The following is a 25222-nucleotide window of genomic DNA, read 5'->3' on the forward strand; positions in this document are numbered from 1 at the left end:
TGGTCTAGACTGCGCATGCTGCGTCAGCATCGGGCGCGGTCCGCAACGAGGTATCGATGTCGCTCTCCTCTCTCGACGTCATGGGGCAACTGACCGCCATCAGGGCCTTCGATGCGGCGGCGAGGCTGGGAAGCTTCAAGCGGGCTGCAGCTGAACTCGGGGTCACCGAGGGCGCCGTCAGCCGGCTCATCCGCCAGCTCGAGCGGCGAGCCAAGGTGGAACTGTTCATTCGCGCCGGTCGCCGGATCGGCCTCAGCGACGCCGGGCGGGCGTTTGCCGATGATGTCGGTCCGGCTTTCGAGCGGTTGCGCCAGGCTTCGGCGCGGCTCGGCCGGCAGCATGTCGAACGACCGCTGGTCATCGCGGCGCCCGCCACCACGACGCTGCGCTGGCTCATCCCCCGCCAGGCTGGGCTCGAAGCGGCGCTCGGCGGCAGCATCAAGCTGGTCAGCTGGGATCGCCCGCCCGATATCTCCGACCCATCAGTGTCGCTCTGGCTGTCGGTCGGCGAGCACAGTGCGGGCAGCGACGCCAGCTATGTCGACATCATGCCCGAGAGCTTTGCGCTGGTCGTCGCCGGCGAGCGTCTGACCCGGCAGCCGGATGCACGCGCGGCATTGGCGGGCTTGCCCAGGCTCGTATCGCGCACCCGCCCGGCAATCTGGCAGGACTGGCTGCGCGAGGGTGGAACGGACGCGCCCTACACCGGGATGCACGAGTTCGAGCGGATGTACTTTACCCTGCAGGCAGCCGAGGCCGGGGTCGGCAGCACCATTGCGCCGCTGGAGATCATCGGCGAGGCGCTGGCGGACGGCCGTCTGGTTGCCCCGTTCGGGCGCATCTTGCGCAAAGGCAGCTACCATCTCGCCTTGCCGCCGCGGGACCGTCGGCATCCGGCGACCGCGGCGGCGGTGAAGTGGTTTCGCCGGCAGGGTCAGTCGGGCGCCGCGGGCTTGCCGGCATGCGCTTGAGTTTTTCGCCGTAACGAAGACGAAAAGTCGTTTGTCGCGGCACCGTTCGTCCCCTTCTCTCTCCGATCGAAGCGCGTCCCGCCTGGGACCATGCGTCAACCTGGAACGGAGCAGAAATGGGCAGGCCGATTTTCATCGATACCGACACCGCGTCCGACGACGCCGTGGCCCTGATGCTGGCATTCAGATTCCGCGGTCCGGATGTCAAAGCGCTGGGCGTGGTGGCGGGCAATTGCCCGCTGGAACAGGCGACCATCAACGCGCTGTTCATCCGCGAACTCTGCGGCATGGACCTGCCGGTGCATCAGGGCGCCGACCGGCCATTGCAGCGGCCGCTCGAGACCGCGCAGTTCGTGCACGGCGAGGACGGCATGGGCGATGTCGGACTGGTGCCGACGCAGCTCGCCGACGCGCCATGGGCGCCGAGCCCGGGCCACGCCGGCGACGCGCTGATCGCGCTGGCTGAAAGCCATGAAGACGGGATCGAACTGATCACGCTTGGCCCACTCATTAACATCGCCATCGCGCTCGGCAAGGCGCCGTGGCTGGCGGGCCGGATCAGCCGCTGCTTCATCATGGGCGGCGCCTCGGACTATTACGGCAACATCACCCCGGTTTCGGAGTACAATATCTGGGCCGACCCAGAAGCCGCCGAGGCGGTGTTCGCCTCGGGCATGCCGATCACCATGATCGGCTGGGACATCTCGCGCAAATATGCGGTGATCGACGACCAGGAGGCGGCCAGCCTCCGGCAGATCGGCACGCCCACCGCCATTGTCGCGGTCGATTGCCAGGCTACCCTGCGGCGGTTCTGCCAGGAGGTCTCGCGGCTTGCCGGCTTTGACCTGCCCGACCCCATCGCGGTTGCGGTGGCCCTCGATGAGCAGGTGGTAGTCGAGAGCTTCGACGCCGCGGTCTTCGTCTCGACCGAGGACGGATTGACCCGCGGCCAGACCATCCTCGACGACCGCGCCATGACCGACCGGCCGGCCAATGTGCGGGTCATCAGCAAGGCCGGCCGCGAGCGTTTCATGGCCGTGCTGCGCGAGGGGCTGGCCTGAGCGGAGAGGCTTCGGTCTGCCGGTGTGAAAGCACCGCTCCAACAGGAGCGGTGCTTGAGAGGTTACCGATAGCGGACCTGGTTCCAGCGGTGCCCGAGCAGCGACAGGATGATGATCAGCCCGTAGAAGAACTGCACATAGAAGCCGGAGAGACCCGCTCCCACGACGCCCGACTGAATGAAGGACACCGTGAAGCTGCCGATGGCGCTGCCGATGATCGTGCCGATGCCGCCCCATGGCGCCGTGCCGCCGACGAATACCGAGGCGAGCGCTGGAAGCAGATAGCCATCACCGGAGGTCGGCCACCAGGTGTAGTTGATCATCACGGCGGCAACACCCGCGAGCGCTGCGCCAAGGCCGACGAAGGCGAAGGTCTTGAGCCGCACCAGCTTGATGTTGATGCCCATCTGCTGCGCCGCGTCGGGATTGTCGCCGACCATGTGCACATGCACGCCGAAGCGGTGCCGGTTGTAGATGAACGAGCAGATCGCCACGAACAACATGGCCCAGAGCACCTGCACCGGAATGCCGAAGAACTGGCCGCCGAAAATCTGGAAGGTCAGGGTCTTGGGCAGGCCCACCAGGGCGATCGACTTGCCCTCGGTGTTGATCTGGATCAGCCCGCGCAGCATGAAGTTCATGCCCAGTGTGGCAATGAGCGACGAGAGGTTGGCATAGACCACGAGCCAGCCGACGCAGAGCCCGAGGACGAGGCCGGTCAGCACCGCTGCGATGATGCCGAGAAACGGATCGTACCCCGCCTGCACCACCAGCGCGAAGACCCACCCGGCCATGCCGATGGTCGCCGGAAAGGAGAGGTCGATTTCGCCCACGGTCACCACGTAGACCAGCGGCACCACGACGAAGAGCACGACCGGCAGGCCGATGAGCACGGCGCGATACATGTTCCACTGCGAGAACACTTCCGGGTTGCCCACGAAGAAGCAGGCCAGCATCACCACCAGCACGACGAACGAACCGACGGCCGGGCGATGGTCGCGAAGGAAGCGGCGAAGTCTGGAGCGGTCGGCGTGCTTGCCTTCGGCAACGCGGCGGACGGTATCCGCGTCGAGGGCTTTGGCCGGCGACTGACCGTCACGATTGGCTGTATCGGTCATACTGTCCCTCCTGTGGACTGAACGCCGGCGCCGCCGGGATGGGCGAGTTCTTCCATGAAACGGACCAGGGCTTCCGCCGAGCCGAGTTCAGCTTTGGTGGCCTGCAGCGCCACGCGCCCCCGATCGAGCACGACAAAGCGATCGGAGATATCGAACACGTGGTGGATGTTGTGGCCGATGAACAGGATCGAGCGTCCTGCCGCTCGCGCCTGCCGGACGAAATGGAAAACCTTGGCCGTCTCGGTGAGTGAGAGCGCCGTCGTCGGCTCGTCGAGGATGATCAGGTCGCTTTGGTTGTACATCGCCCGGGCGATGGCGACGCCCTGGCGCTCGCCGCCGGACAGCTGCCCAACAATGGAACTGGGGCCGAAGACCTTGGAGGTGAAGCCGATCTCGCGCATCAGCCGTTCGGCCTCTTCGCGCTGCTTGCGGACTTTCAGAAAGCCAAGCGGGCCCACCAGTTCGCGGCCCATGAAGATGTTCCAGATAATGGTCTGCTGCACAGCCAGCGCTCGGTCCTGGAACACCGTCTCGATGCCCGCCTCGCGCGAGCGTCCCGCGTTCCAGTTCGAAACCGGCTCGCCGCGGACCAGAATCTCGCCGGTTGTCGGCCGAACCGCACCGGCGAGAATCTTGATGAGTGTGGACTTACCGGCGCCATTGTCGCCGACGAGGCCAACCACCTCGCCCTGGTCGACATGAAGGTCGACGCCGCCAAGGGCGTAAACCTGCCCATAGGACTTCTTGATGTCCTTGAGCTCGATAATACGATTTTGCACGATGCCCTCGCTGCAAGTGGATAGGCCGGGGCCCGGCTGGAGCCGGACCCCTGCCGCCGGAAACTCTTAGCGAAGACCTTCCTTGGCCAAGTCCGCAACCGCTCCGTAATTCTCGGGCGTAACGAAGCCGGCGCCGGTATCGACGTTGATCGCGCCGAGGCCGTAGACGACCTGCTGGCAGAGCGACAGGATCGGCATGTAGCCCTGCAGGAACGGCTGCTGATCGGAGGTCAGCTGGACCCAGCCATCCTTGAATGCCTCGACGATCTGCGGGCTGGTGTCGAAGCCGATGTTGATGATGTCGCCGGCGTTCTTGCCGGCCGCCTGCATATAGGTCGCGGCATTGCCGAGGGGCTGGCCGCCCGGATAGGCGATCAGCTTGACGTCCGGATTGGCGGTAATGGCGGCGGTGATCACCGGAATACCGGTGTTCGGGTCGGTGCCGAGTTCCTGCGGCGACTGCAGCTTGACCACTTTGAGGCCGGCGGCCTCGAAGGCCTCGAGCGTTCCCAGTTCGCGTTCGGCGCGCTCGATCTGCGACCAGTCGCTCATGACGATGGCAACATCGCCGGCCTTGAGGCCGAAGCGGCGGATGGCTTCCTCGCCCAGGGCCTTGCCCTGCGGCTTCTGCTGCGCGCCGACATAGCCGCCGCCGAACTTGGCGGTGACCTCGTCGACCGGCACGTTCTGGTACATCATCTTGATGCCTGCGGCCGAGGCCTCCTCGGCAAGCGGCATGATCGCGGCATTGCCGGGGTGACCCATCATGGCAATGCCGTTCGGAGCAGCGCCGATGGCCTCACGCAGCTGCTGGATCATCTTTTCAGAGCTCCAGCCCGAGAACACATAGTCGACCTGAGCGCCCGTATCCTTGGCTGCCTGGACGGCGCCGTTGTAGACGATCGAGGCAAAGGCATCTCCCTCGGCGCCACCCGCGAAGAACCGGATCTTGACGTCGCTGCACCAGTTGTCGCGCAGCGTTTCGGCCATGGCGACGCTGGTCAGGCTGGCGATGGTGACAGTTGCAAAGGCAGCAGCCGTCAGTGCCTTCAGAGCAATCCTAGTCATAGTCACGTCCTCCCTTTCGTGCTTTGCACGGGTTGCGTGCCGGCTCCCCCGCCGGCACCAGTCATCAGCTGGCGCGTCGAAGCGAGGGGTCTCCGCCCTCGTAGTTCGCCGCCAGATTCACGAAGTCTCCGCCGCGAGCCTGCTTGAGATATTCGAGCGCCCGGACCTGGCCGGTCATTTCGAGTGCGTTGCGATAGACCGGGTCGTGCCAGCCCTCGATGTCGATGGAGCCAGACCAGCCGGCGAGACGCAGTTCGGAGATGATGTCGGTCCAGTTGCTGTCGCCGAAGCCCGGCGTGCGCATGAACACGAACTTCTGCTTGCCGAAGATGCCGTGCTCTTTGATCACGTCCCAGCGGACGGTCGCGTCCTTGCCGTGAACATGGAAGAACTTGTGCGCCCACTTGCGGATCTGCGGCAGCGGATCGATCAGGTAGACCAGCTGGTGGCAGGGCTCCCATTCGAGCCCGATATTGTCGTCCGGTGTCTCGTTGAAGATCAGCTCCCAGGCGTCGGGATTGTGGGCGATGTTCCAGTCGCCGGTCTGCCAGTTGCCATCCATGGCGCAGTTCTCGAAGGCGATCCTGACGCCCTTGTCGGCAGCGCGTTTCGCCAGTTCCGACCAGACCTTCTTGTATTGCGGCAGGCTGTCGGTCAGCGGTTTGCCCCTGATACGGCCGGTAAAGCCGGCAACCGTGGTGGCGCCGAAGTGATGGGCGTTGTCGATACAGGCCTTCCAGCCCTCCAGCGTCTGGCGGTCCATCTCCTGGTCTTCCAGCGGATTGCCGAACATGCCGAGGGTGGAGATGGTGATGTCGCGGTTGCCGATAGCATCGAGGCAGCGCTTGCCGAGCTCGGCGAGGTCCTGTCCGTTGGTGGTCTGCCAGAAGAACGGCTCGAAGCTCTCGAAGCCGAGGTCGGCGATCTCGGCGATGCGCGGCGCGGCGGTGCCGGCGGTCGCGCTGACCATGGTGCCGATGCGAATGGTTTTGGTGGGATTGGTCATCTAGGGGTCTCGATAATAATACGCTGGCGGGTTTTGGCGCTCTCGATGGCGGCGAACACCATGGCGAGGCTGTTGACGTTGTCGCTGCCGACAGTTTCCGGCGGCGTGCCGGTGTCGATGGCGCGGAGGAAATCGGCAATGACGCTGGCATGGCCGTGGGTCTGGCTGTCCTCGGCCGGCTCCGGCACGGCGAGCTCCGCCAGTGGCCGGTGAAAGCCGTCCTCGCCTGCCACGACATGCGCCTCGAACCGGTCGGCGCCATCCCAGAGCAGCGTGCCGCGGGTGCCGATGATCCGCCACCGGCTTTCCCAGCTGGTGTTGGCGCCTTCGGCGGCCCACGACCCACGGTAGGTGAAGGTCGCGTCCCCCTCGAGTTCGAAGATGGCGTTGGCGGCGGCGCCGTGCTGGTACCACGAGCCGCGCGGGTTGCTTTCGAGGCAATAAACGGCCAGGGCATCCCGGCCCGCCATGAAGCGGGCGGCGTCAAAGGTGTGGATGGCCATGTCGAGCAGCAGCACGTTCTGCATGGCATCGCGGAAGCCGCCGAAATGCGCGCCGATGAAGAAATCCGCGTGCAGCGCCGTCAGCTCGCCGAGGGCGCCGCTGTCGATCAACCGGCGGATGCGCCGCACGCCGGCAATGTAGCGACGGTTCTGCACCACCGCGTGGATTCGGCCGGCCTTGGCGGCGCGGGCGACGAGGTCGCGGGCGTCGTCGAGGCTGGCGGCCATCGGCTTTTCCGACAGCACGTGGCAGCCATGCGCGAGCGCCGTGGCGACCACGTCATGCCGGGCGCCGGGGATCACCACGTCGAACAGCAGGTCCGGCCGGGTACCGTTGAGCAGAGCCTGGAGATCGCTTTCGACCGCCGCCTTGCCGAGGCCGAACTCCGCCGCGAGGCGATGCGCCGCGTCGGGGTTGATGTCGTTGAGGCCGACAATGGTGATGCGGTCTCGGAGCGCCGGCGTTTCGGCGATGGCCTTGAGCCAGCCTTTCGACATAGCTCCGCACCCGGCCAGAACGGCGCGAAATGACACGTGATTGCCCCTCCCCAGGGAATCCGCCGACGCCTTGTCTCGGCGTGCGCGGCGGCTTCGTAAACGTTTACGACGCTATATTCGCCGGCATTTCTGTGTCAAGAGAATTGCGTAAACGTTTTCGGAAGCCTCCGGCGCGCTGGGAAAATCTAGTATTATGAAGGGCATACGCCGCCTTGCCGAACATCTGAACATTTCGATCGGTACGGTCTCCCGTGCCTTGAACGGACGTCCCGACGTCAATGAGGCAACCCGCCGCCGGGTGCTCGATGCAGCAACCGAACTCGGCTATGTGCCCAACCAGGCCGGACGCACGTTGCGCCAGGGCACGACCAATGCCGTCGGGTTCATGATGGAGTCCGGCGCCGACACCTCGGGGAACCCGGACAACTTCTTTTTCGGCGTCTTCGACGGCGTGCAGGCGGTGTTGAGCCGGCACCAGCTGGATCTGGTGGTGCTCCCCTGCGCCACCGACGAAGACCCCACCGAGTATCTGCGCCGCATGATCGCGCGCCGGCTGGTCGATGCGCTGATCATCTCGGCGACGCATCGAAAGGATCCGCGTGTCGAGCTTCTGAACAAGGCGCACGTCCCGTTCATCGCGCTCGGCCGGACGGGCACCCCCAGCGACCATCCCTGGATCGACCTCGATTTCGAAGGCGTGGCGAACCGCGCCGTGGACCGGCTGGTCGCCAAGGGCCATCGCAGCATCGCCGTTGCCGTCCCGAGCAGCGATATCAATCTCGGCGTCATTTTCCTGCAGGCTTACAAGGACGCCCTGGCCAGGCACGGCATCGCCTTCGAGCAGAGCCTCGTGATCTACACCTCGTCATCGGAACAGGGCGGGTACCAGGCGGCGCATCAGCTGATCAGCATGGCGCAGCGACCGACGGCCATCCTGCTGGTCTACGAGCTGATGGCGATCGGCTTCTACCGGGGCCTCAGGGATGCGGGGCTGAACCCGGGCCAGGACGTGGCGGTTATCGCCTTCCGGGAATCGCCGCTGTCCCGGTTTCTGTCGCCGGCGCTTACCTGTTTCAGGCTGTCGCTGCGCGACGTGGGGATTGCCTTGGGGGAATCGCTGCTGGCCTCGATGCCGGCCTATGCCGACATCTATCCGCAGGGCATCGTGCATCGGGTCTGGCCGATGGAACTGGTTGAAGGCGACAGCGACAACGCGCGCAACGGTTGAGCGGGCCGGGTTGCGGCCCGGGCGCCCGCTCAGCCCTTCACTGCCCCCTGCAACAGCGCCGCCACGAACTGGCGCTGGAAGATCAGGAAGATCGCGATGGTCGGCGCAAGGATCAGCAGCGCACCGGCGCAAAGCAGCGGCACATCGGTGCCCCACTGCCCCTGGAAGGCGCCGAGCGCCCCCGCCATGGTGCGCTGCAGCGGATCCTGCACCAGCACAACGGGTAAGAGGAACTGGTTCCAGGTCCACAGGAACTGCAGGATGGCGAGCGACATGATTGCCGGCCGCGCCAATGGCACGTGCACCAGCCAGAACTGCTTCCACTCGCTGGCCCCGTCGATCTCGGCCGCCTCGGACAGCTCCTTGGGCGTGTTCACGAAATGTGTACGCATCCAGTAGACGCCGAACGGCATGTAGAGCCCGATCAGCGGCAGGATGATCGCGAAGCGGGTGTTGAGCAGCCCGAGCGCCTTGATCTCGTAGTAGAGCGGGGTGATCACCGCCTCGAACGGCAGCGTCAGCCCGAGCACGAACACCAGGTAGAACCAGCGCCCGCGGCCCTTGTCGAACTTGGCGAGGCCATAGCCCGCCATGGTGGCGAACAGCACGCTGAGCGGCACCGTGCCGATGACGATCAACAGGCTCGAGAGCAGCAGCTGATCCATCTTCGCCACCTCGAAGGCCTTGGCGAAGTTCACCCATTGCGGATTTTCCGGCCAGGCGAGGCCCGGCGGGTAGCTGCCCGATGGCGCCAGCGCCGCGCTGAACATCGAGAGGAACGGCAGCAGCGTCAGCAGCATCAGCACGATGATGAGCAGGCGCGCCAAGGCCGCGTCGAGCGTAAGACCCTTCATCGCCGGACCCTCGTCAGCCACTGGATCGGCAGCACGCAGACCAGCACCAGCACCATCAGGAAAATGGCGAGCGCCGAGGCGAGGCCGACCTGCCGGTGCGCGAAGGCCAGCCGGTAGATTTCGAGCCCCGGGACCGTGGTCTGGATGCCCGGTCCGCCGCCGGTGGCGATGTAGACGATGTCGAAGCTGGCCAGCGCCGCAATCACCGTGACGGTGACGCAGACGCCGAGCTCCTGCCGCAGCCCGGGCAGCGTGATGTAGATGAACTCGTCCCAGGGGCCGGCGCCATCGAGCCGGGCCGCCTCATAGAGGCTGGGGTCGATCTTGGTGATGCCGGTGACCAGCAGCATGGTGCAGAGGCCCAGCAGCACCCAGGCGCCGATAATGCCCACCGCCGGCAGGGCGAAGGTGAAATCCCCCAGCCAGCCGCGCGCCAGGGCCTCGAGCCCGATGCCGCGCAGCGCCTGGTTGACTAGCCCGGTATTGGCAAACATCCAGCTCCAGGCGATGCCGGCCGCGACCAGCGGGATCACCTGCGGCAGGAACAGGATGGTGCGGGTGGCAGTGCCGAATGGTCCGCCCAGATGCTCGCGGATCGCCGCGGCGACCGCGAGACCCAGCACAACCGGGATCAGGGTGAACCAGGCGGCGAGGAGGAAGGCGTTACCGATCACCTGCAGCAGGTCGGCGTCGGTCAGCACGATCAGGTAGTTGTTGAGCCCGACGAACCGCATCTTGCCGATGCCGTCCCAGCGCTGCAGCGAATAGAACACCGACATCGCGAGCGGCACCAGCACGAAAGCCGCGTACATGATGAAGGCGGGCGCCGCGAACAGCAGCGCCGCAATGGCAGTGCGGCGGCCGATGCCGGCGCGTCTTCGCGACTTGGCCGGGGCAGCCGCTGCGGCCCCGGCGATCTGGTTGGTTCTATCAATCAAGGTCAGCGCGACAGTTCTTTTTCGTATTCGGCCTGCACGGCTTCGATCAGCCCCTTGCCGGTCTGCACGCCGCCGACCAGCTTCTGCAGTTCGGGGGTCCAGCCGGCGGCGAAGATAGCGCCGGTGGCATTGGCGATGAAGTCCATCGCGCCGTTCTCGGTGGCGACCACGTTGCCGGCGGCGAGCGTTGCCTCGGTCACCGAGCCAGGGGTCACTGCCGGAATGGGCAGATCAGCCGGGCCGCCGGGGTTGGAACCGCCGACTTCGACGTTGATCTGGCGCGCCTGTTCGTTGGTCGCCACCCAGTTGAGGAAGAAGGCGGCGCAATCCTGGTGCGCGGCCTTGGCGCCGATGCCGAAAGTCAGCGGCGCCGACATAGCGGCGTGGCGGCCGCCAGCTTCGGCCGGCGGCATCAGGAAGAAGCCGAACTTGCCGGCGAAGTTCTTGTCGAGATTGCCCGACTCCCAGTCGCCATTGAACATGAACAGGCCTTCGCCGCCGGTGAAGCGGCTCATCATCTGGAAGTACTCGATGGCGTTGGTGTCGGCGGCGAAATAGCCTGACTTCACCCAGTTCTCGAGGTGCTCGGCCGCCTTGAGGTTGGCCTCGGTGTTGATGGTGGCGCCGTCCTTCTGGAAGATCCAGTCGTTGACCGGCTCGGGCGGGCCGTAAGAGCCCATCAGGTCCTGCAGCGGGAAGGCAAGCCCGCCGGTGCCCTTGTTGAACTGCATGATCGGCACGAGGCCGGCATCCTTGGCCTTCTGCAGCAGCGCATCGAGTTCGGCCAGCGTCTTGGGCGGCTCGGTCATGCCGACCTTGGCAGCGAGCTCCTTGTTGTAGAACACGCCGGTCATCGAATAGTTGAGCCCCATGGCCCAGAGCGAGCCGGCGCCGCGCGGGCGGCCGCCCTCCTCGACACGCAACTGGATCAGCTGGCTCGGCGGAAATTTGTCCCAGCCGAATTCAGTGAAGTAGCCATCGAGATTGGCCAGCAGTTCGTTGGCAACGAGGTCGCTCATCGAGGGCAGCCGGATCAGGTCGGGCGCATTGTCCTCGGAGAGGATGCGCGGCGAGTTCTCCATCATGTTGGCGAACTGATCTTCCTTGATGTCGAAGGTCACGTTCGGGAACTGCCTGGTGAACTCCTCGGCCAGCTTGCTGGGCAGCGGGAAGCCGGTCTCGAAATAGGCGTTCATCACCACCGGGTCGGCGCCGCAGCTCGGCGCCGCCATGGCAGTGCCCGTGAGCGCGGCGGCGGTAAGGGCCGCAAGGCCAGTGGCAGTTACGGATTTCAGCTTCATGGTCATTCCTCCTCCAAGGATGCGTCCGGCTTTCGCGTTGCTCAGCTGGCGCTTCTATTTGCTAAATGGATTTAGCACGAGGTTCACGGCTCTCGTCAAGAGGCTCCGAGCAGCTGGCGCAGCGCGTCGACCAGCGCCGTGCCGCGGGTGTCGCCCGGCCCGCGCATCCAGTTGGTGATGAAAGCGAATCCAACGCGGTGCCGGGGATCGGCGAAGGCCACCTGCCCCCCCGCCCCGTCATGCCCGAAGCTTTCGGCGGTGAGGAACCGTCGTGCTTCAGAATCGAGCTGAAACCCCATGCCCCAGCGCGGATAGGGCGGCTCGGCGGGAAATACCGGGGCGCCCTCGGTCACCGTCGCGGTGGCCCGCTGCAGCACCTCGGCGGAAGCCAGCCGCACGCCGCGGGTTTCGGTGACTGCCGCCGACCAGATGGTTGCGAGGCCCTTGGCGGTGGCAATGCCGCCGGCGCCGGGAATCTCGGCCTGCTGCACGCGCCGATCGTTGAAACCGCCATCGCTGGTGACCAGCGCCGCGGGCAGCGCCCGTCCGAGGGTCATGGCGCGATAGGGCCAGTTGACCTCGCCCGCCACGGCCTTGCTGGCGTCCATCTCCCACAGCGCCGCGAGCTCGGACGCCACCTGCAGATGCGCGACATTGCCGCGCGAGCGCGGCAGGCCGATCCAGGCTTCAGCGCCGAGCGGCGCGATCGTCTCGCGGAAATAGGCGCCGGGCGACTGCCCCGTCACCCGCCGCACCAGCTCGCCGGCCAGCCAGCCATGGGTCAGCGCATGGTAGGCATAGCCACCGCCCGGCGGCCAGAGCGGCGCCTGCGCCGCCAGTTTCGAGGTGGCGGCATGCCAATCGAGAATGTCTGCGAGTTCGAAATCCTCGCGCGGAGCCGAGAGTCCGGCGCGATGGCTCAGCGCCTCGGCCACCGTCACGGCGCCCTTGCCAGCGGCAGCAAATTCCGGCCAGTAGCGTGCCACCGGAGCATCGTAGTCGAGGCGCCCCGCTTCGACGAGGCGCGCCACCAGCAGCGACATCAGGCCCTTGGTGCAGGAGAACACCACCGAGGCGGTGTCCTCGTCCCAGCGCCGTCCGTCGCGTTCGTCGGCGATTCCGCCATAGAGGTTCACCACCACTTCGCCATCGACCAGGATAGCAAGTGCCGCGCCCATGCTCGGCGCCCCGTCGAACGCCGCTTCGAAAACACTGCGGATCGGCTCGTACCCCGCCGCCACCGTCCCCTGAATCGGAGCGCTCATGGCTGTGCCTCCAGTTCGAGCCTCGGCATGCCGTCGGCGTGCCGGCCGAGCTTGATCGGCAGCGGATCGGAGATCGAGCCGGCAAAGACGCCGCCCGACTGCACATTGTTGAAGGCGAGCAGCACGGCACGGCCGGCGCGATCGGTGGTGATCCGTCCGGCATAGAGCGCCTCGGGCGCCAAGAGGCTCGCCCGCTCGATCGGATAGGGGCCGAGCACGTCCGGGATGGCCACTGACCACACGCCGCCCTGCTGCCCGGCCAGGCGGCCCGACAGCCGGGGACTGTCGCAGCAGAAGATCAGGTGCAGCGTGCCCTTGACCGTAACGATCTGCGGCACCTCGAGATGGGCGAAACCGCCATTGATGGCACTGAGCGGTGGCTGGGCCTGCCAGCTCTGCATATCCTCGGAGACGGCGTGCCCGATCACCCCGCGCTCCATGTCGGCGCCGTGATTGGCCCGGGCGGTGATCAGCATGTGCCACTGCCCGGCCGCGTCGGCGAACACCCAGGGGTCTCGCCAGGCCTCCTCGGGCCAGCTCGACGTGCCGAGCGTTTCGTAATGCTCGGGGTCGGCGACACTGATCGGGCCGGGGAGCTTCCGCCAGTTGTAGAGATCTTCGGAAACCGCCATGCCGACGGTCTCGACATTGGCGTTGCTGGCCGGCGAGAGAAAGCGCGAGCCGGTATAGTAGAGCCGCCACAACCTGTCGGGGCCGCGCACCACGCTGCCGGTCCAGGTGGCGGTATCGTCGAAGCTGCCCGCCGGGCCGGTCTCGAGAATCTGGCCGTGGTTCTGCCAGTTGAGCAAATCGGTCGAGGTGGCGTGGCCGATCCGGGCGTTACGATGCCTGAGGTCGGGGTTTCCCAAGGCGTGCGGCGCGTGCAGGTAGAACAGGTGATAGTCAGTACCATCGTCAGCCAGCCAGAAATCCCAGACCCAATGGTCGGGCAGTGAAAAAGCCATCGCCTTCAACCTCGCTAATTGCTAAATGGATTTAGCAGGCGGGGTGAGCGACGCCAAGTTGGCAAATCGCGTCTGCCCCTTCTATGAAGAAGCGTCCAAGCGAAACTGGAGCGATGGCGGGATTGACCAAGAAGCGCGTAACCCTCGCCGATGTTGCAAGGCTCGCCGGCCTCTCCTCGGCCGCCGCTTCGATGATCCTGACCGGCCGCCCGGACACGAGGCTCTCGGCCGAGGCGCACCGCCGCGTGCATGAAGCGGCAGCGCAACTGGGCTACCGTCCCAATCTCGCGGCGCAGGCGCTGCGCACCGACAAGACCCGGACGATTGCCTTCATCTCCGACTATGTCGCCACCACGCGCTATGCCAACGGCCTGATCCGAGGGGCGCTCGCCGCGGCGCAGGAGGCCGGCCATGTGCTGCTGCTGCTCGAAACCGGCGGCGAGCCCGATCGCGAAGTGCAGGCGATCGAGGCCGCCCTCGACCGGCAGGTCGACGGCATCATCTTCGCCGCCATGCGAGCCCGCGAGATCTTTGTGCCGACCCTGCCGGCGGCAACCCCGGTGGTCATGCTGAACGGCACCAGCACGCGGTTTCCGCTTTCGGTCCTGCCGGACGAGCTGACCGGCGGTCACAGCTCGGTGGACCTGCTGTACGCAGCAGGCCATCGTGACGGCATCGCCCTCGTTGGCCACAACAAGATCGCCGAGCAGGGGCTGTTCCGCTCGGAGACGGTGGGGCGGCGCATCGCGGGAATTCACGCCGCGATGCGCGAGCACGGCCTTGATTTCGCAGTGGAAGAGAGTTGCTGGGAATGGGAGCCCCATCATGGCTTCGAGCTGGCCCGCAAGGTGCTGGCGCAACGGCCTGAGATAACGGCCCTGCTCTGCCTCAACGACCGGCTCGCCTTCGGCGCCTACCAGGCACTGGCCGAGGCCGGGCGTTCCGTCCCAGGTGATATCGCCATCGTCGGCTTCGACAATGACGAGATCGCGGGCTACCTGCGTCCCGGGCTGACCACCATTGCGCTGCCGCATGAGGAGATGGGCAGGGCCTCCGTCAGGCTGCTGCTGTCGCCCGACGCCAGCGGCGAGCACCTGATCTCGATGCCGGTGGTGGTTCGCGCTTCGATCTGATCGCTCGGTCTTTTCGCAGCTTGAAATACCACTGACGGCGGAACATGGTCGGCTTCGAGGGCGCGCCGGCGCCTCGGGGAACTGCCGATGCGACCAAGCCGCCATGAGTGACTACCAAGCCAAGCCACCTCTGGGGATTGACGCTGCAGGCGCATCCGAGGAAGGCGCAACGGTCTACGAGCTGATCCGCGACGACATCATTTCGGGCCGCCTGAAAGCCAATGAGCGACTGGTGGTCGCCGACCTCGCCAGTCGTCACCGATCATCGTCCAACCCGGTGCGCGAGGCGCTGCAATTGCTGCGCGGCCAGGGGTTCGTCACCTTCGTGCCCAATCGCGGCGCGCGGGTACGAGCGATCGACCAGGACTTTGTGCGCGACATTTACGAGATCGGGGTGGCGCTCGAACCCCGCTTCGTCAGGTGGTTCGTCGGCATGGCCACCCCAACGGACATCGCCGGGCTCGAGAGCCTGCAGCAGGCGATGGAAGCCAACGACTTCGCCGATCCGGTGCTACACAGCGATCTCGACACGCAGTTCCACACCCTGATGTACGAGCGCCACTACAATCGGCTCGCGACGGAAATCTGGTGGAAGAACCGCGAGGTGCTGCGCGCCGTGACCCGCGATTACAACTTCACGCTGGCCCGCCGCTCGCAGCTGATGCGTGAGCACCGCCAGCTGATCAAGCTGATCAGGCAGGGCGACGCCGACGGCGCCGCCGCGCTGATCGAGCAACATGTCGAGGGAGCCGGCCGGCACGTGCTCGAGCAGTTGCGCGCCTCGACTGCGGCCCGGGCGGGATAGGCGCCAAACTCGCGGTGCCAGCTACACCCGAACCCGCCGTCCGTCCTCGCGGTCTTCCAGCCGGCTGGCATCGGCGCGGGCGAGCCGCTCGTTGCTCAGCTGCAGCAGATCGTTGGCCGGCGACAACTTGCCGGCGCCGGCGTCATCGGCAGAGAGCACCGAGGCCTTGAGCAACTGCGAGTACGGGTGTTCCGGGGCATCGAGCACGGTTCGCGCCGGCCCCATCTCCACCACCCTGCCCTTCTGCATGATGATCAGCCGATCCGAGATGTAATAGGCGGTCGCAAGGTCGTGGGTGATGTAGATGACCGAGACGCCGAAATCGTCACGCAGCGCCTTCAAGAGATTGACGATCGCCATGCGCAGCGACGCATCGACCATCGACACCGGCTCGTCGGCAATCAGCAGCGGCGGGTTGGGGATCAGCGCCCGGGCGATCGCGACGCGCTGCAACTGCCCGCCCGACAACTCGTGTGGGAAGCGGCCGGCGATCTCGGCGAGGCTCAGGCCCACTTTCTGCAGCGCCCCATCCATGGCGGCCTCGATCGCCGCCTTGTCGCGCGCCCCGAGATAGCGCCGCGCCGTCGACTGCAGGTAGCGGTCGACCCGCTTCAACGGGTTGAACGCCTCGAACGGGTTCTGGAACACCGGCTGCACATTGGCCATGAACTTCAGCCGATCGGCTTTGTTCTCATGGTGCACCGGCTCGCCGCGGAACAGGATGCGGCCGCTGCTCGGCCGCTCGAGCCCCAGGATCATGCGCGCCAGCGTGGTCTTGCCCGAGCCGCTCTCACCGATGATGGTGAAGATCTCGGGCTTATCGGCGGCGATGGCGAAACTGACCTGGTCGACGGCGCGAACCTCCTGCCGGCCGAGGATGCCCCCCATCTGGAAGCGCTTGGATACGTCGGCAACTTCGAGCAGCGAACTCATGCGGCTACTCCTGCGCGGCTGTGACCCGGCACCAGCGGCTCGACGTCGTTGGCGCGCCAGCAGGCGCTGCGGTGGTCGGTGCCGACCGCGACCAGCGGCGGCACTTCGGTCTTGCACTTGTCGATGGCGAGCGGACAGCGGGGGTGGAAGCGGCACCCGGCCGGTGGCGCGGCGAGGCTGGGCGGCCGCCCCTCGAGCGCCGGCCGCTGCGTCGTATCGCCGATGCGCGGCAGACTGGCGACGAGATGCGCTGAATAGGGGTGCTTGGGCGCAGTGAACAAGGTGCGGGTCGGCGCCTCCTCGACCAGACGGCCGGCATAGATGATGCCAATGCGATCGGCGATATTGGCATGCACGCTCATGTCGTGGGTGACGAAGACGATCGAAGCGCCCATCTCGGTCTGCAGGTTCTTGATCAGCGACAGCACATCCTTCTGCACCACCACATCGAGCGCCGTGGTCGGCTCGTCGGCGATGATGAAATCGGGCTTGCACACGGTGGCGAGGCCGATGGTGACGCGCTGGCGCATGCCGCCGGAGAGTTCATGCGGATAGGCATTGAGCACGGTTGGCGAGAGCTTCAAATGCCCAAGGTGCTCGACCACGCGCTGGCGGAAGGCGCTGCCCGAGAGCCCTAGCGGCCGGGCCGCGAAATCCTCGAAGATGCGGCCGATGCGACGCACCGGGTTCAGCGTGCTCATCGAGCCCTGCATGATGTAGCTGAGGTGCCGCCAGCGGATGGCATCGATCTCGGCCGGTGTCGCCACCGTGACGTCGGTCGGCGGCCCGCCGAAATCGTAAGTGGCGCTGCCCGAGACCACCCGCAGCGGCGGGCGGATGGCGGCGGCCAGCACCTTGATGAAGCTGGTCTTGCCCGATGAGCTCTCGCCGGCGATGCCGTAGACCTCGCGGCGCTTCACCTTCATGGTGATGCCGTCGACGGCGCGGACCTCGCGGTTCACGCCGAAATAGCTCATCTGGTAGTAGGCCTTGAGCGCCTCGACTTCGAGAATGTTGTCGCCCATGGCGTCAGGCTCCCATGCGGCGCAGCCGGCTGCGCGGATCGATATACTCGTTCATGCTGACGGCGAGCAGGAACAGGCCGACAAAGGTGATGACGATCAGGATCACCGGGATCACCACCCACCACCAGACGCCCACCACCATCGCCGAGTGCGAGTTGGCCCAGTAGAGCACCGTGCCGATGGTCGGGTTGTTGATGTTGGTGAAGCCCAGCACCGCCAGGGTCACCTCCATGCCGATCGACCACAGCATGTTGTTCATGAAGGTCGAGAAGACGATCGGCATCACGTAAGGCAGGTGTTCCTCGAGCAGCACCTTGCGGGTGCTCATGCCGGCGAACACCGCGTGGCGGGTGAACTCGCGATGCTTCAGCCCCAAGGCCACCGAGCGGATCAGCCGCGCATCGAACGGCCAGCCGAAGCAGGCCATGATCAGCGCCATCGTGAAGCTGTCCATGTGGTTGCGCAGCACGAAATAGAACAGCACCAGGATCGGGAAGATCGGCACGGCAACGAAGATGTCATTGATGAACATCAGCACCCGGTCGACCCAGCCGCCGAGGTAACCGGCCGCGAGCCCTACCGCGATCGAGATGATGCGGCTCAGCACCGCCACGGTGATGCCGAACAGCAGGCTGTTCTTGAACGCCGCCGAGAGCTGCCAGAACATATCCTGGCCGCGCGAATTGGTGCCGAACCAGTATTGCGCCGAGGGCGGCTGGTCGGGAATGGCGAGGTAGATCTGGGTGGGATCGACGGGCGAGAAGAAGCTGAGGGCCGCAAAGATCGCCACGATGCCGACGAGGATCAGCCCGATGGTGAATTCGGCATTGTAGCGGATGAGGTCGCGAAGGACGGCAAACATCTGGATTTACTCCGCCCGAACGCGCGGATCGAGCAGCGGGTGCAGCAAGTCCACGATGAAGATGGCGAGGGCGACTGCGGCGATCGAGATGGTGCAGACCGCCAGCACGGTCGAGTAATCGCCGGCATTGACCGCATCGACGAGCAGCGAGCCCATCCCCGGATAGTTGAACACCTGCTCGGTGATGACGGTGCCGGAGAACACCCCGCCAATGACCATGGCGAGCGCCGTCACCTGCGGCACCAGGGCGTTGCGGATCACGTAGTCACCGACAATGGTGTCGCGTCGCACACCGGCGAGTTCGGCGTAGGTCACGTAGTCCTCGGTGACGATGTTAGAGACCAGCGCCCGCATGCCGATGAACCAGCCGCCAAGGCCAACCAGGACAAGCGACAGGGCCGGCAGCAGCGAGTGCTGCAGCACCGACAGGATGAAAGGCAGCGTCCAGCCCGGCCGCACATCCATGGCGAAACCGCCGGAGATCGGCAGCACGGGCCACAGGTAGCCGAAGACGATCAGGATGATGAAGGCGACGATGTAATAGGGGATCGGCTGCAGCCCCATGGTGACGATGCCGAAGGCCTTGAGCAGGCGGCTGTTCTGGAAATAGCCGGCGAGCCCACCGGCGAGGTTGCCGACGACAAAGGTGATGGCGGTCGAGGTGAGCAACAGCCCCAGGGTCCAGGGGAGCGCCCTGAGCACCAGTTCCATTGCAGGCGTCGGAAACGCCATCAACGACGCGCCGAGGTCGCCGCGCAGCAACCGGCTCCAGAAGTTGACATATTGAGTGAGCACCGGCTGGTCGGTGCCGAACATCTCGGTCAGCGCCAGGCGGGTGGCGGCAATCGCCTCAGGCGACAGGTTGGAGCGGGCGGACAACCGGCCGAGCACCTGTTCGACGGGATCGATCGGCGACAGGTAGGTCACCACGAACATGGCCGACACGCCGAAGAATATCACCGCCAATAGCTGAACGAACCGCTTGGCGGCGAACCATAGATAGCCTTGCATAAATACTCCTCACCCCGGGGCGGCCACTTGGCCGTCCCCACCCGCGGCCGGCGCGTTTCGGTCGCGGGGGTTACTACAGATCAGGCTGACGCACGCTCGGTGACGGCAACGATCCCGCGTTCTGATGGCGCCTCGAGGGCTCGAGAGGCCACCAGAAGGCGGGAGGGAGCGCGGAAAGTGCCGCGCCCCCTCTCACCCTGGGAGAGCGGTCAGCCAGCCACGGGGCTGATCTGGGTGAAGATGTAACGCCCGTTCGACCAGTTGGTGACCGGGTTGGCGTACGGGTTCTCGGCATTGGGCCAGCCGGTCCAGAAGCGGTTCGACTGAATGGAGAACACGTTGTAGGCCATGATCGGGATGTTCGGCATCTCTTCGAGGTGCAGCTTGACGAACTCGTGGCCGTACTCGATGCCCTTGGGATCGTTGAAGTCGATCTTGCGGATGTTCTCGATGATGGTGTCGAGCCGCGGATCGGTCCAGCGCATCCAGTTACGGTCGGGCTGGGACTCGCCCGGCTTGGCGACGTAAGCCGAGTGATAGCTGTCGAGGAAGAAGCTGAGGTCGGGGTGACCGCCCCAGGTTTCCACCGCCCAGGCGATGTTGGTTTCGTAGTTGCCGACGCGCTGCCGACCCCAGGTGTCGCTGTCGACCTGGGCAGTCGCCTGCACACCGGCCTGCGACCACATCTGCGCAATCATCACGCCGAGACGGTTGATCACGCCTTCCTGCGGCACCATCACCTCGAAGGCAAACGGCTCGCCGTTCGGCATCATCCACTGGTTGCCGTTCTTGGTGAAGCCGGCTGCCGTGAGCAGTTCTTCGGCCGCCGCCACATCCTGCTTCCACCAGCCGTAACCGAAGGCGTTGCGCACGGCCGCTTCATCGGTCGGCACGGCGTCGCCGAACTGCGGACGCACCATGTCGGCAATCTGCAGGCCGATATTGGGATCGTACGGCTTGATCTTCCGGGTGCCGGTGTCGACCTCGTAGTTGATCAGGAAATCCTGCAGCGGCGCATGATAGTCGCGCGGATGCGTGCCGGTCGGCGGCACCGAGATGGCCGAGAGCGTCGCCGCGCCGCGATACGACGCCATCGACATGGCGCGCGCATCGAGCATCAGCGCCAGGGCCCAGCGCACGCGCTTGTCCTGGAACTTCTCGTTCTGGTGGTTGAAGATGATCATCGGCAGGGTCGGATCGGGATGGGCGTAGGGGAAGCCCGGGAACCAGCCCTGGATCTGCGGATCGTCCTTGACCACGGCGAAGGTGCCTTCCGGGGTCAGGTCGTGCACCATGTCGAGGTTGCCGTTGCGGATCTCGATCAGGCGGTTATCGGTGGTGATGTTGTTGCGATAGATGATGAATTTCGGCTTGGGCTCGGCGATCATGCCGAGCGCGGTGCGCTGCCAGTCTTCACGCTTCTGCCAGATGTACCAGGTGCCGTTCGGATCGAACGAGTGCAGCGTATAGGGCCCGATGCTGACCGGCGGGTTGGCGTCATAGGTGAGGATGTCCTCGACCTTTTCGTAGACGTGCTTGGGCATGATCCAGGCGGCCGTCCAGCGCACCGAGAACAGCGCATGGAAGCGCGAATTCGGCGCATTGAGCTTGAAGAGGACACTGTATTTGTCGGGCGCGGTGACTTCGGCGACCTGCGCACTGAAGGCGCCATTATAGGGGGTGCCCGGCGTCGCCTTCTGTTTTTCGACCGTGAACACCACGTCGTCGGCGGTGAACTCGACCCCGTCGCTCCAGAAGATGCCCTGCTTGAGCTTGACGGTCATCTCGGTGAAGTCGGCATTGTATTGCCAGAGATCGTCAGCGAGTGAGTTGTAGACCGCGTTCTCGCTGGCCCCTTCGATGCCCGCATCGGGATCGATGAACCACAAGGTATCGGTGGTCAGGTTGTGCAGCCCGTTGCTGGTGCCGTTGCCGGCGCCGACGGCCCACAGGTTGAACCAGCTCGGATTGCGGATGATCCCTTCGGGATTGTGAACGATGACCGTCTCGCCGCGCGGGAACTGCGCCAGATCCGGTGCCGTACCTCCGGCGTCCTGCGCGAAAGCCAAACCATTGGCGGCAACGGTAAGGGCACCGACAGCGGTACCCAGCAGAAAGCTGCGTCTATCCATTTTGTTTTTTCCTCCCACGGCGGCAGCGCCTCTCGCGCTGCCATCCCGAAAGCGCTCCACCGCTTTCGGGCGCCATCCTATCCGCGAAGCCCTCCTTGTCAACTTGTGTTTCGATGTACATCGGATATTCTAATATGAATGATGACAGCGGCGAGGTCCCTATATCGCGCCACCCTGTCACGTCGGGAACAGCCGCAATCGCCAAGCCAGACATCTCAGATAGTGTATATGTTTCAGCGTACTAATAGATCAATCTGGCGTCGGGCCGGAGCATCGTCCGCCTCACGGCGGATGCTATCGCGACCACCCGTGGCCGCTTGACCCGTCTCGTATCCAGAATCGATTAATACCGGAACATACGGTACATATGACAGATCGTACCGTTTGCCCCGGTTCAGTCCTGCGTCTCAAGTCGCATGATGATCTCCTGGTCGTGATGCCCGAAGCCGCGTCCGAAGATGTTGACCCCGCCGGGACATGTGGCGTCGGCGGCGACGCCGATGCGCAGCCGAATCGACTGGGCCGCATCGAGTTGCAGGTCGGCCAGCGACACCGACGAGATTTTCTGTCCATCGAGAAAGCTGCCGGCGCTGGTGACGCGCCAGTTGGTCAGTTCACCGTGATCGGATCCGTAGCGCGCCCAGCCGCCTCTCGGCTCGTCCTGACGATAGCGGCTGGCCCGCAGGGTCCAGCTGCCGAGCTCGACGTCATTGACCCAAATCGAGATCGCACTCGGCCAATCGGGCGAGGTTCCGGGCGCATCGGATCCAAGCTCCATGGAGAACTCGAGGGCCCGGACCGGTGGGCCGGAGCGATAGGGGAAGCGATACTCGACGAAGCCGCCGGTAAACCAGAGAAGCCCGGCCTTCACCCGTCCCGGATCGAGGAATGTATCGGGCATATCGAGCAGACCGATGACGCCTTCGACGGCTCGCAAGCCGCACGGCGCACAGACGCTGAAGCTCGTATAGAGCCCCAACGGCACCGAGGCCTGGAACAGACCGCCCGCTTCCACCCGGCAGACCCTCACTCGCAACCAGCTCAGGGACAATGCTAGCACGGGCACTATGGGTCCGGCCACGGATTGCGTACAATCGGACAAAATGTCTACGCAATCTATCGCAAGTCCGGCCTTGTATGTGATCCATATCGCCTATTGAGGTAGAGACGGGCCGGAAGCAGCGGCCGATTCATATGCCCCCTCTTGCGCCCCCTCTTGACGGAACACCTCCATGACACCGGCAAAGCCCACCTGGACCTCGGATAACGGCGACGGGACGTTCACCAATCCGCTGTTCTACGAAGAGTTCTCCGACCCCGACATCATCCGGGTCGGCAGCGTCTACTACATGACGGGCACGACGATGCATTGCATGCCGGGCCTGCCGGTGCTGCGATCCACCGATCTGGTGAACTGGACACTGGTCAGCTACGCCTTCGAGCGGCTCGATCTTGGCCCGGCCTTCAGGCTCGAGGGTGGCGAGATCTACGGCCAGGGCATCTGGGCCCCGTGCATTCGCTACCGGGACGGCACCTTTTACATCTTCTCCAACGTCAACGGGCAGAAGACCCAGATCTTCACCGCCAGCGACCCGGCCGGCCCATGGGTGCGCAGCCAAGCCGAGTACAATTACCACGACCTGACGGTGTTCTTCGACGATGACGGGCGCGCCTATGTGGTCTGGGGCTATCGCAACCTCAGGATCGCCGAGCTGGACCAGAGCCTGCACCGGGTCATCCCCGGCACCGAGCGCGAGCTCACCCCGCCTGACAGCCTGATGGGCGAAGGCGCGCATTTCTACAAGGTCGACGGCAAGTACCTGATCACCAGCGCCTGGTTCGCCGGGCCGATGCGCATGCCCTGCGCCCGCGCCGACAGCCTCGATGGCCCGTGGGAGATCAACCCCGCCATCTCGATCGACGAAGATTTCGGACTGGTCGAAGGCTATAAGATAAAGGGCGCCGGTATCCCCTTCACTCTCGATCCGCCGTTCGAACTGGTGCCGCCGAATCCCGCCAGCAATGGTCGACTCAACCTGCACCAGGGCGGCATCGTCGACACGCCGGATGGCGAATGGTGGGGCTGGTCGATGATGGATTACAACTCGCTCGGCCGGCTGACCTGCCTGTCGCCGATCACCTGGCAGGATGGCTGGCCCTATTTCGGCCTGCCCGGCAATCTCGGCCGTACCCCGCGCACCTGGGTGAAGCCCTCAGCCGCCCCCTCGCCTGTCGCCTTGCCCTGGCCCGAACGCAGCGACGATTTCGATGACGCCGCACTCAACCCGCTCTGGCAGTGGAACCACGTGCCGGTCGACGACAAGTGGTCGCTCGGCGAACGCCCCGGCCACCTCAGGCTCCATACCCTGCCGGCGGCAGATTTCTGGCAGGCGCGGAACACGCTGACCCAGCGGGCGGTCGGGCCGATCTCCATCGTCTCGGCCGAGCTTGACGGTTCCGGTCTGGTTCCCGGCGACGTGGCTGGTCTCGCGCTACTCGGCATGCCCTGGCGCTGGGTCGGGCTGGCGCGGACGGCGGCCGGCGATGAGATTCGCGCCTTCGACTACCAGACCGGCCGAACCATCACCGCGCCGGCAGCGGGCCCGCGCGTCTGGCTGCGCGCCGAGTGCCACTTCCTGACCGAGCTGGCCCAGCTCAGCTTTTCAACCGATGGCGAAAGCTTCACGCCCATCGGCGAGCCGGTGATCATGGTGTTCCAGCTCAAGACCTTCCAGGGCATTCGCTATGCGCTGTTCGCCTACAACGAAGCCGGGCGCGAAGGCGGTCACGCCGATTTCGACCGCGTCAGCATCGACGAGCCGCATCCGCGCGGCCTGATGCAGCCGATCCCGGCCGGTGAGAGCGGTACGCTCGTCCTCGCCAACGCTCCCGCGGTCGGTCTCGCCACGGCGCTGGGCACCGTCATCGGCGGGACACCCGAGCCGTTCACCGTCACGCCGGTCGGTCTCGGCCGTGTCGCCCTGCGTCACGCCGGTGGCGTGCTGTCGGTGACGGCTGGCGGCGTCGGCACCGTCGGCCGTATGGCCGGTGAGGCGACGCAATTCCAGTGGATGGAAACGCCCACCGGCGAGGTGACGCTGATGGCGCTCGCCACCAACCGCTTCCTCCGCATCGCCCCGGACGGCGCAGTCCGCGCTGACAGCCCGGGCCCGACACCGGACGGCAAGGACGGCACGCGGTTCCGGTTTGTGCGAGCAATGTGACGGACTGCGTCCTCCTGCAACATCGGGTTTACCGCTGAAGCCTGCAGTCGGCGCCCTCTCCCGCTTGCGGGCAGGGCTATCGCATATAGAGCACTGACAGTAGTTGGAGTGCCTTCTCCCCTTGTGGGAGAAGGTGGCCGAAGGCCGGATGAGGGGTTCTCTCCGCGTACTCATCGTCCGTCGCTTCGCTCCGGCCGCGCTACACTTCGTTGCGCGGNCTGACAGTAGTTGGATGGCCTTCTCCCCTTGTGGGAGAAGGTGGCCGAAGGCCGGATGAGGGGTTCTCTCCGCGTACTCATCGTCCGTCGCTTCGCTCCGGCCGCGCTACACTTCGTTGCGCGGACCCCTCATCCGCCCTTCGGGCACCTTCTCCCACAAGGGGAGAAGGCTAGAGGTGCCCAGCGCCGCCATATGCGATAGCCCTGCGCTTGCGGGGGGGAGCCCGACTGCAACATCGGATTTGCCGAGGAAATCGTCCCGCGCCGGGTGGGAGCTCTGGTCCGAGGCGACTATGGTCGCGCCAGCCAAATCAAGAAGTAGCC

The 25222-nt window shown here is 65.4% G+C and carries 22 protein-coding genes; 6 read left to right on the forward strand and 16 right to left on the reverse strand.

Annotated features, from left to right (window positions below):
* Positions 1-56: 56 nt before the first annotated feature.
* Both ASC89_RS22910 and ASC89_RS22915 read left to right on the forward strand, forming a co-directional pair.
* The gene (locus ASC89_RS22910) at positions 57-971 is read left to right on the forward strand and encodes a LysR family transcriptional regulator (RefSeq protein WP_056002281.1); all 915 of its coding nucleotides are present in this window, start codon (positions 57-59) and stop codon (positions 969-971) included.
* A gap of 116 nt (positions 972-1087) precedes the next feature.
* A complete protein-coding gene (locus ASC89_RS22915) occupies positions 1088-2032 on the forward strand; it encodes a nucleoside hydrolase (RefSeq protein ID WP_056002284.1) in 945 nt (314 codons plus the stop codon).
* A 62-nt stretch (positions 2033-2094) separates the two neighbouring features.
* Here ASC89_RS22915 and ASC89_RS22920 read toward each other — a convergent pair whose 3' ends face one another.
* From ASC89_RS22920 to ASC89_RS22940, 5 genes are all read right to left on the reverse strand, one after another.
* On the reverse strand, positions 2095-3150 hold the full coding sequence (locus tag ASC89_RS22920) for an ABC transporter permease (protein ID WP_056002286.1): 1056 nt from the start codon (positions 3148-3150) through the stop codon (positions 2095-2097).
* Complete coding sequence (locus tag ASC89_RS22925) at positions 3147-3929, reverse strand: ATP-binding cassette domain-containing protein (protein WP_082528523.1); 783 nt, start codon at positions 3927-3929, stop codon at positions 3147-3149. The genes ASC89_RS22920 and ASC89_RS22925 overlap by 4 nt, the downstream gene beginning before the upstream one ends.
* 66 nt (positions 3930-3995) lie before the next feature.
* Positions 3996-4997: a substrate-binding domain-containing protein gene (locus ASC89_RS22930; protein WP_056002289.1), complete on the reverse strand. Its 1002-nt coding sequence runs from the start codon at positions 4995-4997 to the stop codon at positions 3996-3998.
* Positions 4998-5061: 64 nt separating this feature from the next.
* Positions 5062-6003, reverse strand: coding sequence for a sugar phosphate isomerase/epimerase (locus ASC89_RS22935; RefSeq protein WP_056002292.1), 942 nt, complete (start codon positions 6001-6003; stop codon positions 5062-5064).
* On the reverse strand, positions 6000-7040 hold the full coding sequence (locus tag ASC89_RS22940; RefSeq protein ID WP_056002295.1) for a Gfo/Idh/MocA family protein: 1041 nt from the start codon (positions 7038-7040) through the stop codon (positions 6000-6002). The genes ASC89_RS22935 and ASC89_RS22940 overlap by 4 nt, the downstream gene beginning before the upstream one ends.
* Positions 7041-7197: 157 nt before the next feature.
* Between ASC89_RS22940 and ASC89_RS22945 the strand changes: the two genes are divergently transcribed.
* Positions 7198-8232 carry a LacI family DNA-binding transcriptional regulator gene (locus ASC89_RS22945; protein ID WP_055887283.1) on the forward strand — a complete coding sequence of 345 codons (1035 nt, stop codon included), beginning with the start codon at positions 7198-7200 and terminating at the stop codon, positions 8230-8232.
* 29 nt (positions 8233-8261) lie between these two features.
* On the opposite strand, the gene ASC89_RS22950 is transcribed toward ASC89_RS22945, so the two are convergent.
* From ASC89_RS22950 to ASC89_RS22970, 5 genes are all read right to left on the reverse strand, one after another.
* Positions 8262-9086: a carbohydrate ABC transporter permease gene (locus ASC89_RS22950; RefSeq protein ID WP_055887286.1), complete on the reverse strand. Its 825-nt coding sequence runs from the start codon at positions 9084-9086 to the stop codon at positions 8262-8264.
* The gene (locus ASC89_RS22955) at positions 9083-10024 is read right to left on the reverse strand and encodes a carbohydrate ABC transporter permease (protein WP_244488531.1); all 942 of its coding nucleotides are present in this window, start codon (positions 10022-10024) and stop codon (positions 9083-9085) included. The genes ASC89_RS22950 and ASC89_RS22955 overlap by 4 nt, the downstream gene beginning before the upstream one ends.
* A 2-nt stretch (positions 10025-10026) precedes the next feature.
* Positions 10027-11325, reverse strand: a complete 1299-nt coding sequence (locus ASC89_RS22960; RefSeq protein ID WP_200940477.1) for an ABC transporter substrate-binding protein — start codon at positions 11323-11325, stop codon at positions 10027-10029.
* A 95-nt stretch (positions 11326-11420) separates the two neighbouring features.
* Positions 11421-12590: a serine hydrolase gene (locus tag ASC89_RS22965; protein ID WP_056002301.1), complete on the reverse strand. Its 1170-nt coding sequence runs from the start codon at positions 12588-12590 to the stop codon at positions 11421-11423.
* Positions 12587-13555 carry a family 43 glycosylhydrolase gene (locus ASC89_RS22970; RefSeq protein ID WP_056002304.1) on the reverse strand — a complete coding sequence of 323 codons (969 nt, stop codon included), beginning with the start codon at positions 13553-13555 and terminating at the stop codon, positions 12587-12589. Before ASC89_RS22970 ends, ASC89_RS22965 begins: the two co-directional genes overlap by 4 nt.
* A 122-nt stretch (positions 13556-13677) precedes the next feature.
* Here ASC89_RS22970 and ASC89_RS22975 point away from each other — a divergent pair, with 122 nt between their 5' ends.
* Together ASC89_RS22975 and ASC89_RS22980 are read left to right on the forward strand one after the other, a co-directional pair.
* Positions 13678-14688: a LacI family DNA-binding transcriptional regulator gene (locus ASC89_RS22975; RefSeq protein WP_156384745.1), complete on the forward strand. Its 1011-nt coding sequence runs from the start codon at positions 13678-13680 to the stop codon at positions 14686-14688.
* Positions 14689-14791: 103 nt separating this feature from the next.
* A complete protein-coding gene (locus tag ASC89_RS22980; protein ID WP_055887303.1) occupies positions 14792-15493 on the forward strand; it encodes a GntR family transcriptional regulator in 702 nt (233 codons plus the stop codon).
* A 21-nt stretch (positions 15494-15514) separates the two neighbouring features.
* Here the strand turns inward: ASC89_RS22980 and ASC89_RS22985 are convergent, their stop codons facing one another.
* The 6 genes from ASC89_RS22985 to ASC89_RS23010 all read right to left on the reverse strand — a co-directional run bounded on the left by ASC89_RS22985 (position 15515) and on the right by ASC89_RS23010 (position 22471).
* Positions 15515-16426: an ABC transporter ATP-binding protein gene (locus ASC89_RS22985; RefSeq protein ID WP_056002310.1), complete on the reverse strand. Its 912-nt coding sequence runs from the start codon at positions 16424-16426 to the stop codon at positions 15515-15517.
* Positions 16423-17451: an ABC transporter ATP-binding protein gene (locus ASC89_RS22990; RefSeq protein WP_056002313.1), complete on the reverse strand. Its 1029-nt coding sequence runs from the start codon at positions 17449-17451 to the stop codon at positions 16423-16425. The genes ASC89_RS22985 and ASC89_RS22990 overlap by 4 nt, the downstream gene beginning before the upstream one ends.
* Positions 17452-17455: 4 nt before the next feature.
* A complete protein-coding gene (locus ASC89_RS22995) occupies positions 17456-18313 on the reverse strand; it encodes an ABC transporter permease (RefSeq protein ID WP_056002316.1) in 858 nt (285 codons plus the stop codon).
* Positions 18314-18319: 6 nt separating this feature from the next.
* On the reverse strand, positions 18320-19324 hold the full coding sequence (locus ASC89_RS23000; protein ID WP_055887314.1) for an ABC transporter permease: 1005 nt from the start codon (positions 19322-19324) through the stop codon (positions 18320-18322).
* Between the two features lie 209 nt (positions 19325-19533).
* Complete coding sequence (locus ASC89_RS23005; protein WP_056002319.1) at positions 19534-21456, reverse strand: ABC transporter substrate-binding protein; 1923 nt, start codon at positions 21454-21456, stop codon at positions 19534-19536.
* A gap of 394 nt (positions 21457-21850) precedes the next feature.
* The gene (locus tag ASC89_RS23010; RefSeq protein WP_056002322.1) at positions 21851-22471 is read right to left on the reverse strand and encodes a hypothetical protein; all 621 of its coding nucleotides are present in this window, start codon (positions 22469-22471) and stop codon (positions 21851-21853) included.
* 217 nt (positions 22472-22688) lie between these two features.
* Here ASC89_RS23010 and ASC89_RS23015 point away from each other — a divergent pair, with 217 nt between their 5' ends.
* Positions 22689-24680 carry a family 43 glycosylhydrolase gene (locus ASC89_RS23015; protein ID WP_056002329.1) on the forward strand — a complete coding sequence of 664 codons (1992 nt, stop codon included), beginning with the start codon at positions 22689-22691 and terminating at the stop codon, positions 24678-24680.
* The last annotated feature ends 542 nt before the right edge of the window (positions 24681-25222 follow it).

It is taken from the genome of Devosia sp. Root413D1, from assembly GCF_001425235.1.
GTDB lineage: Bacteria > Pseudomonadota > Alphaproteobacteria > Rhizobiales > Devosiaceae > Devosia_A.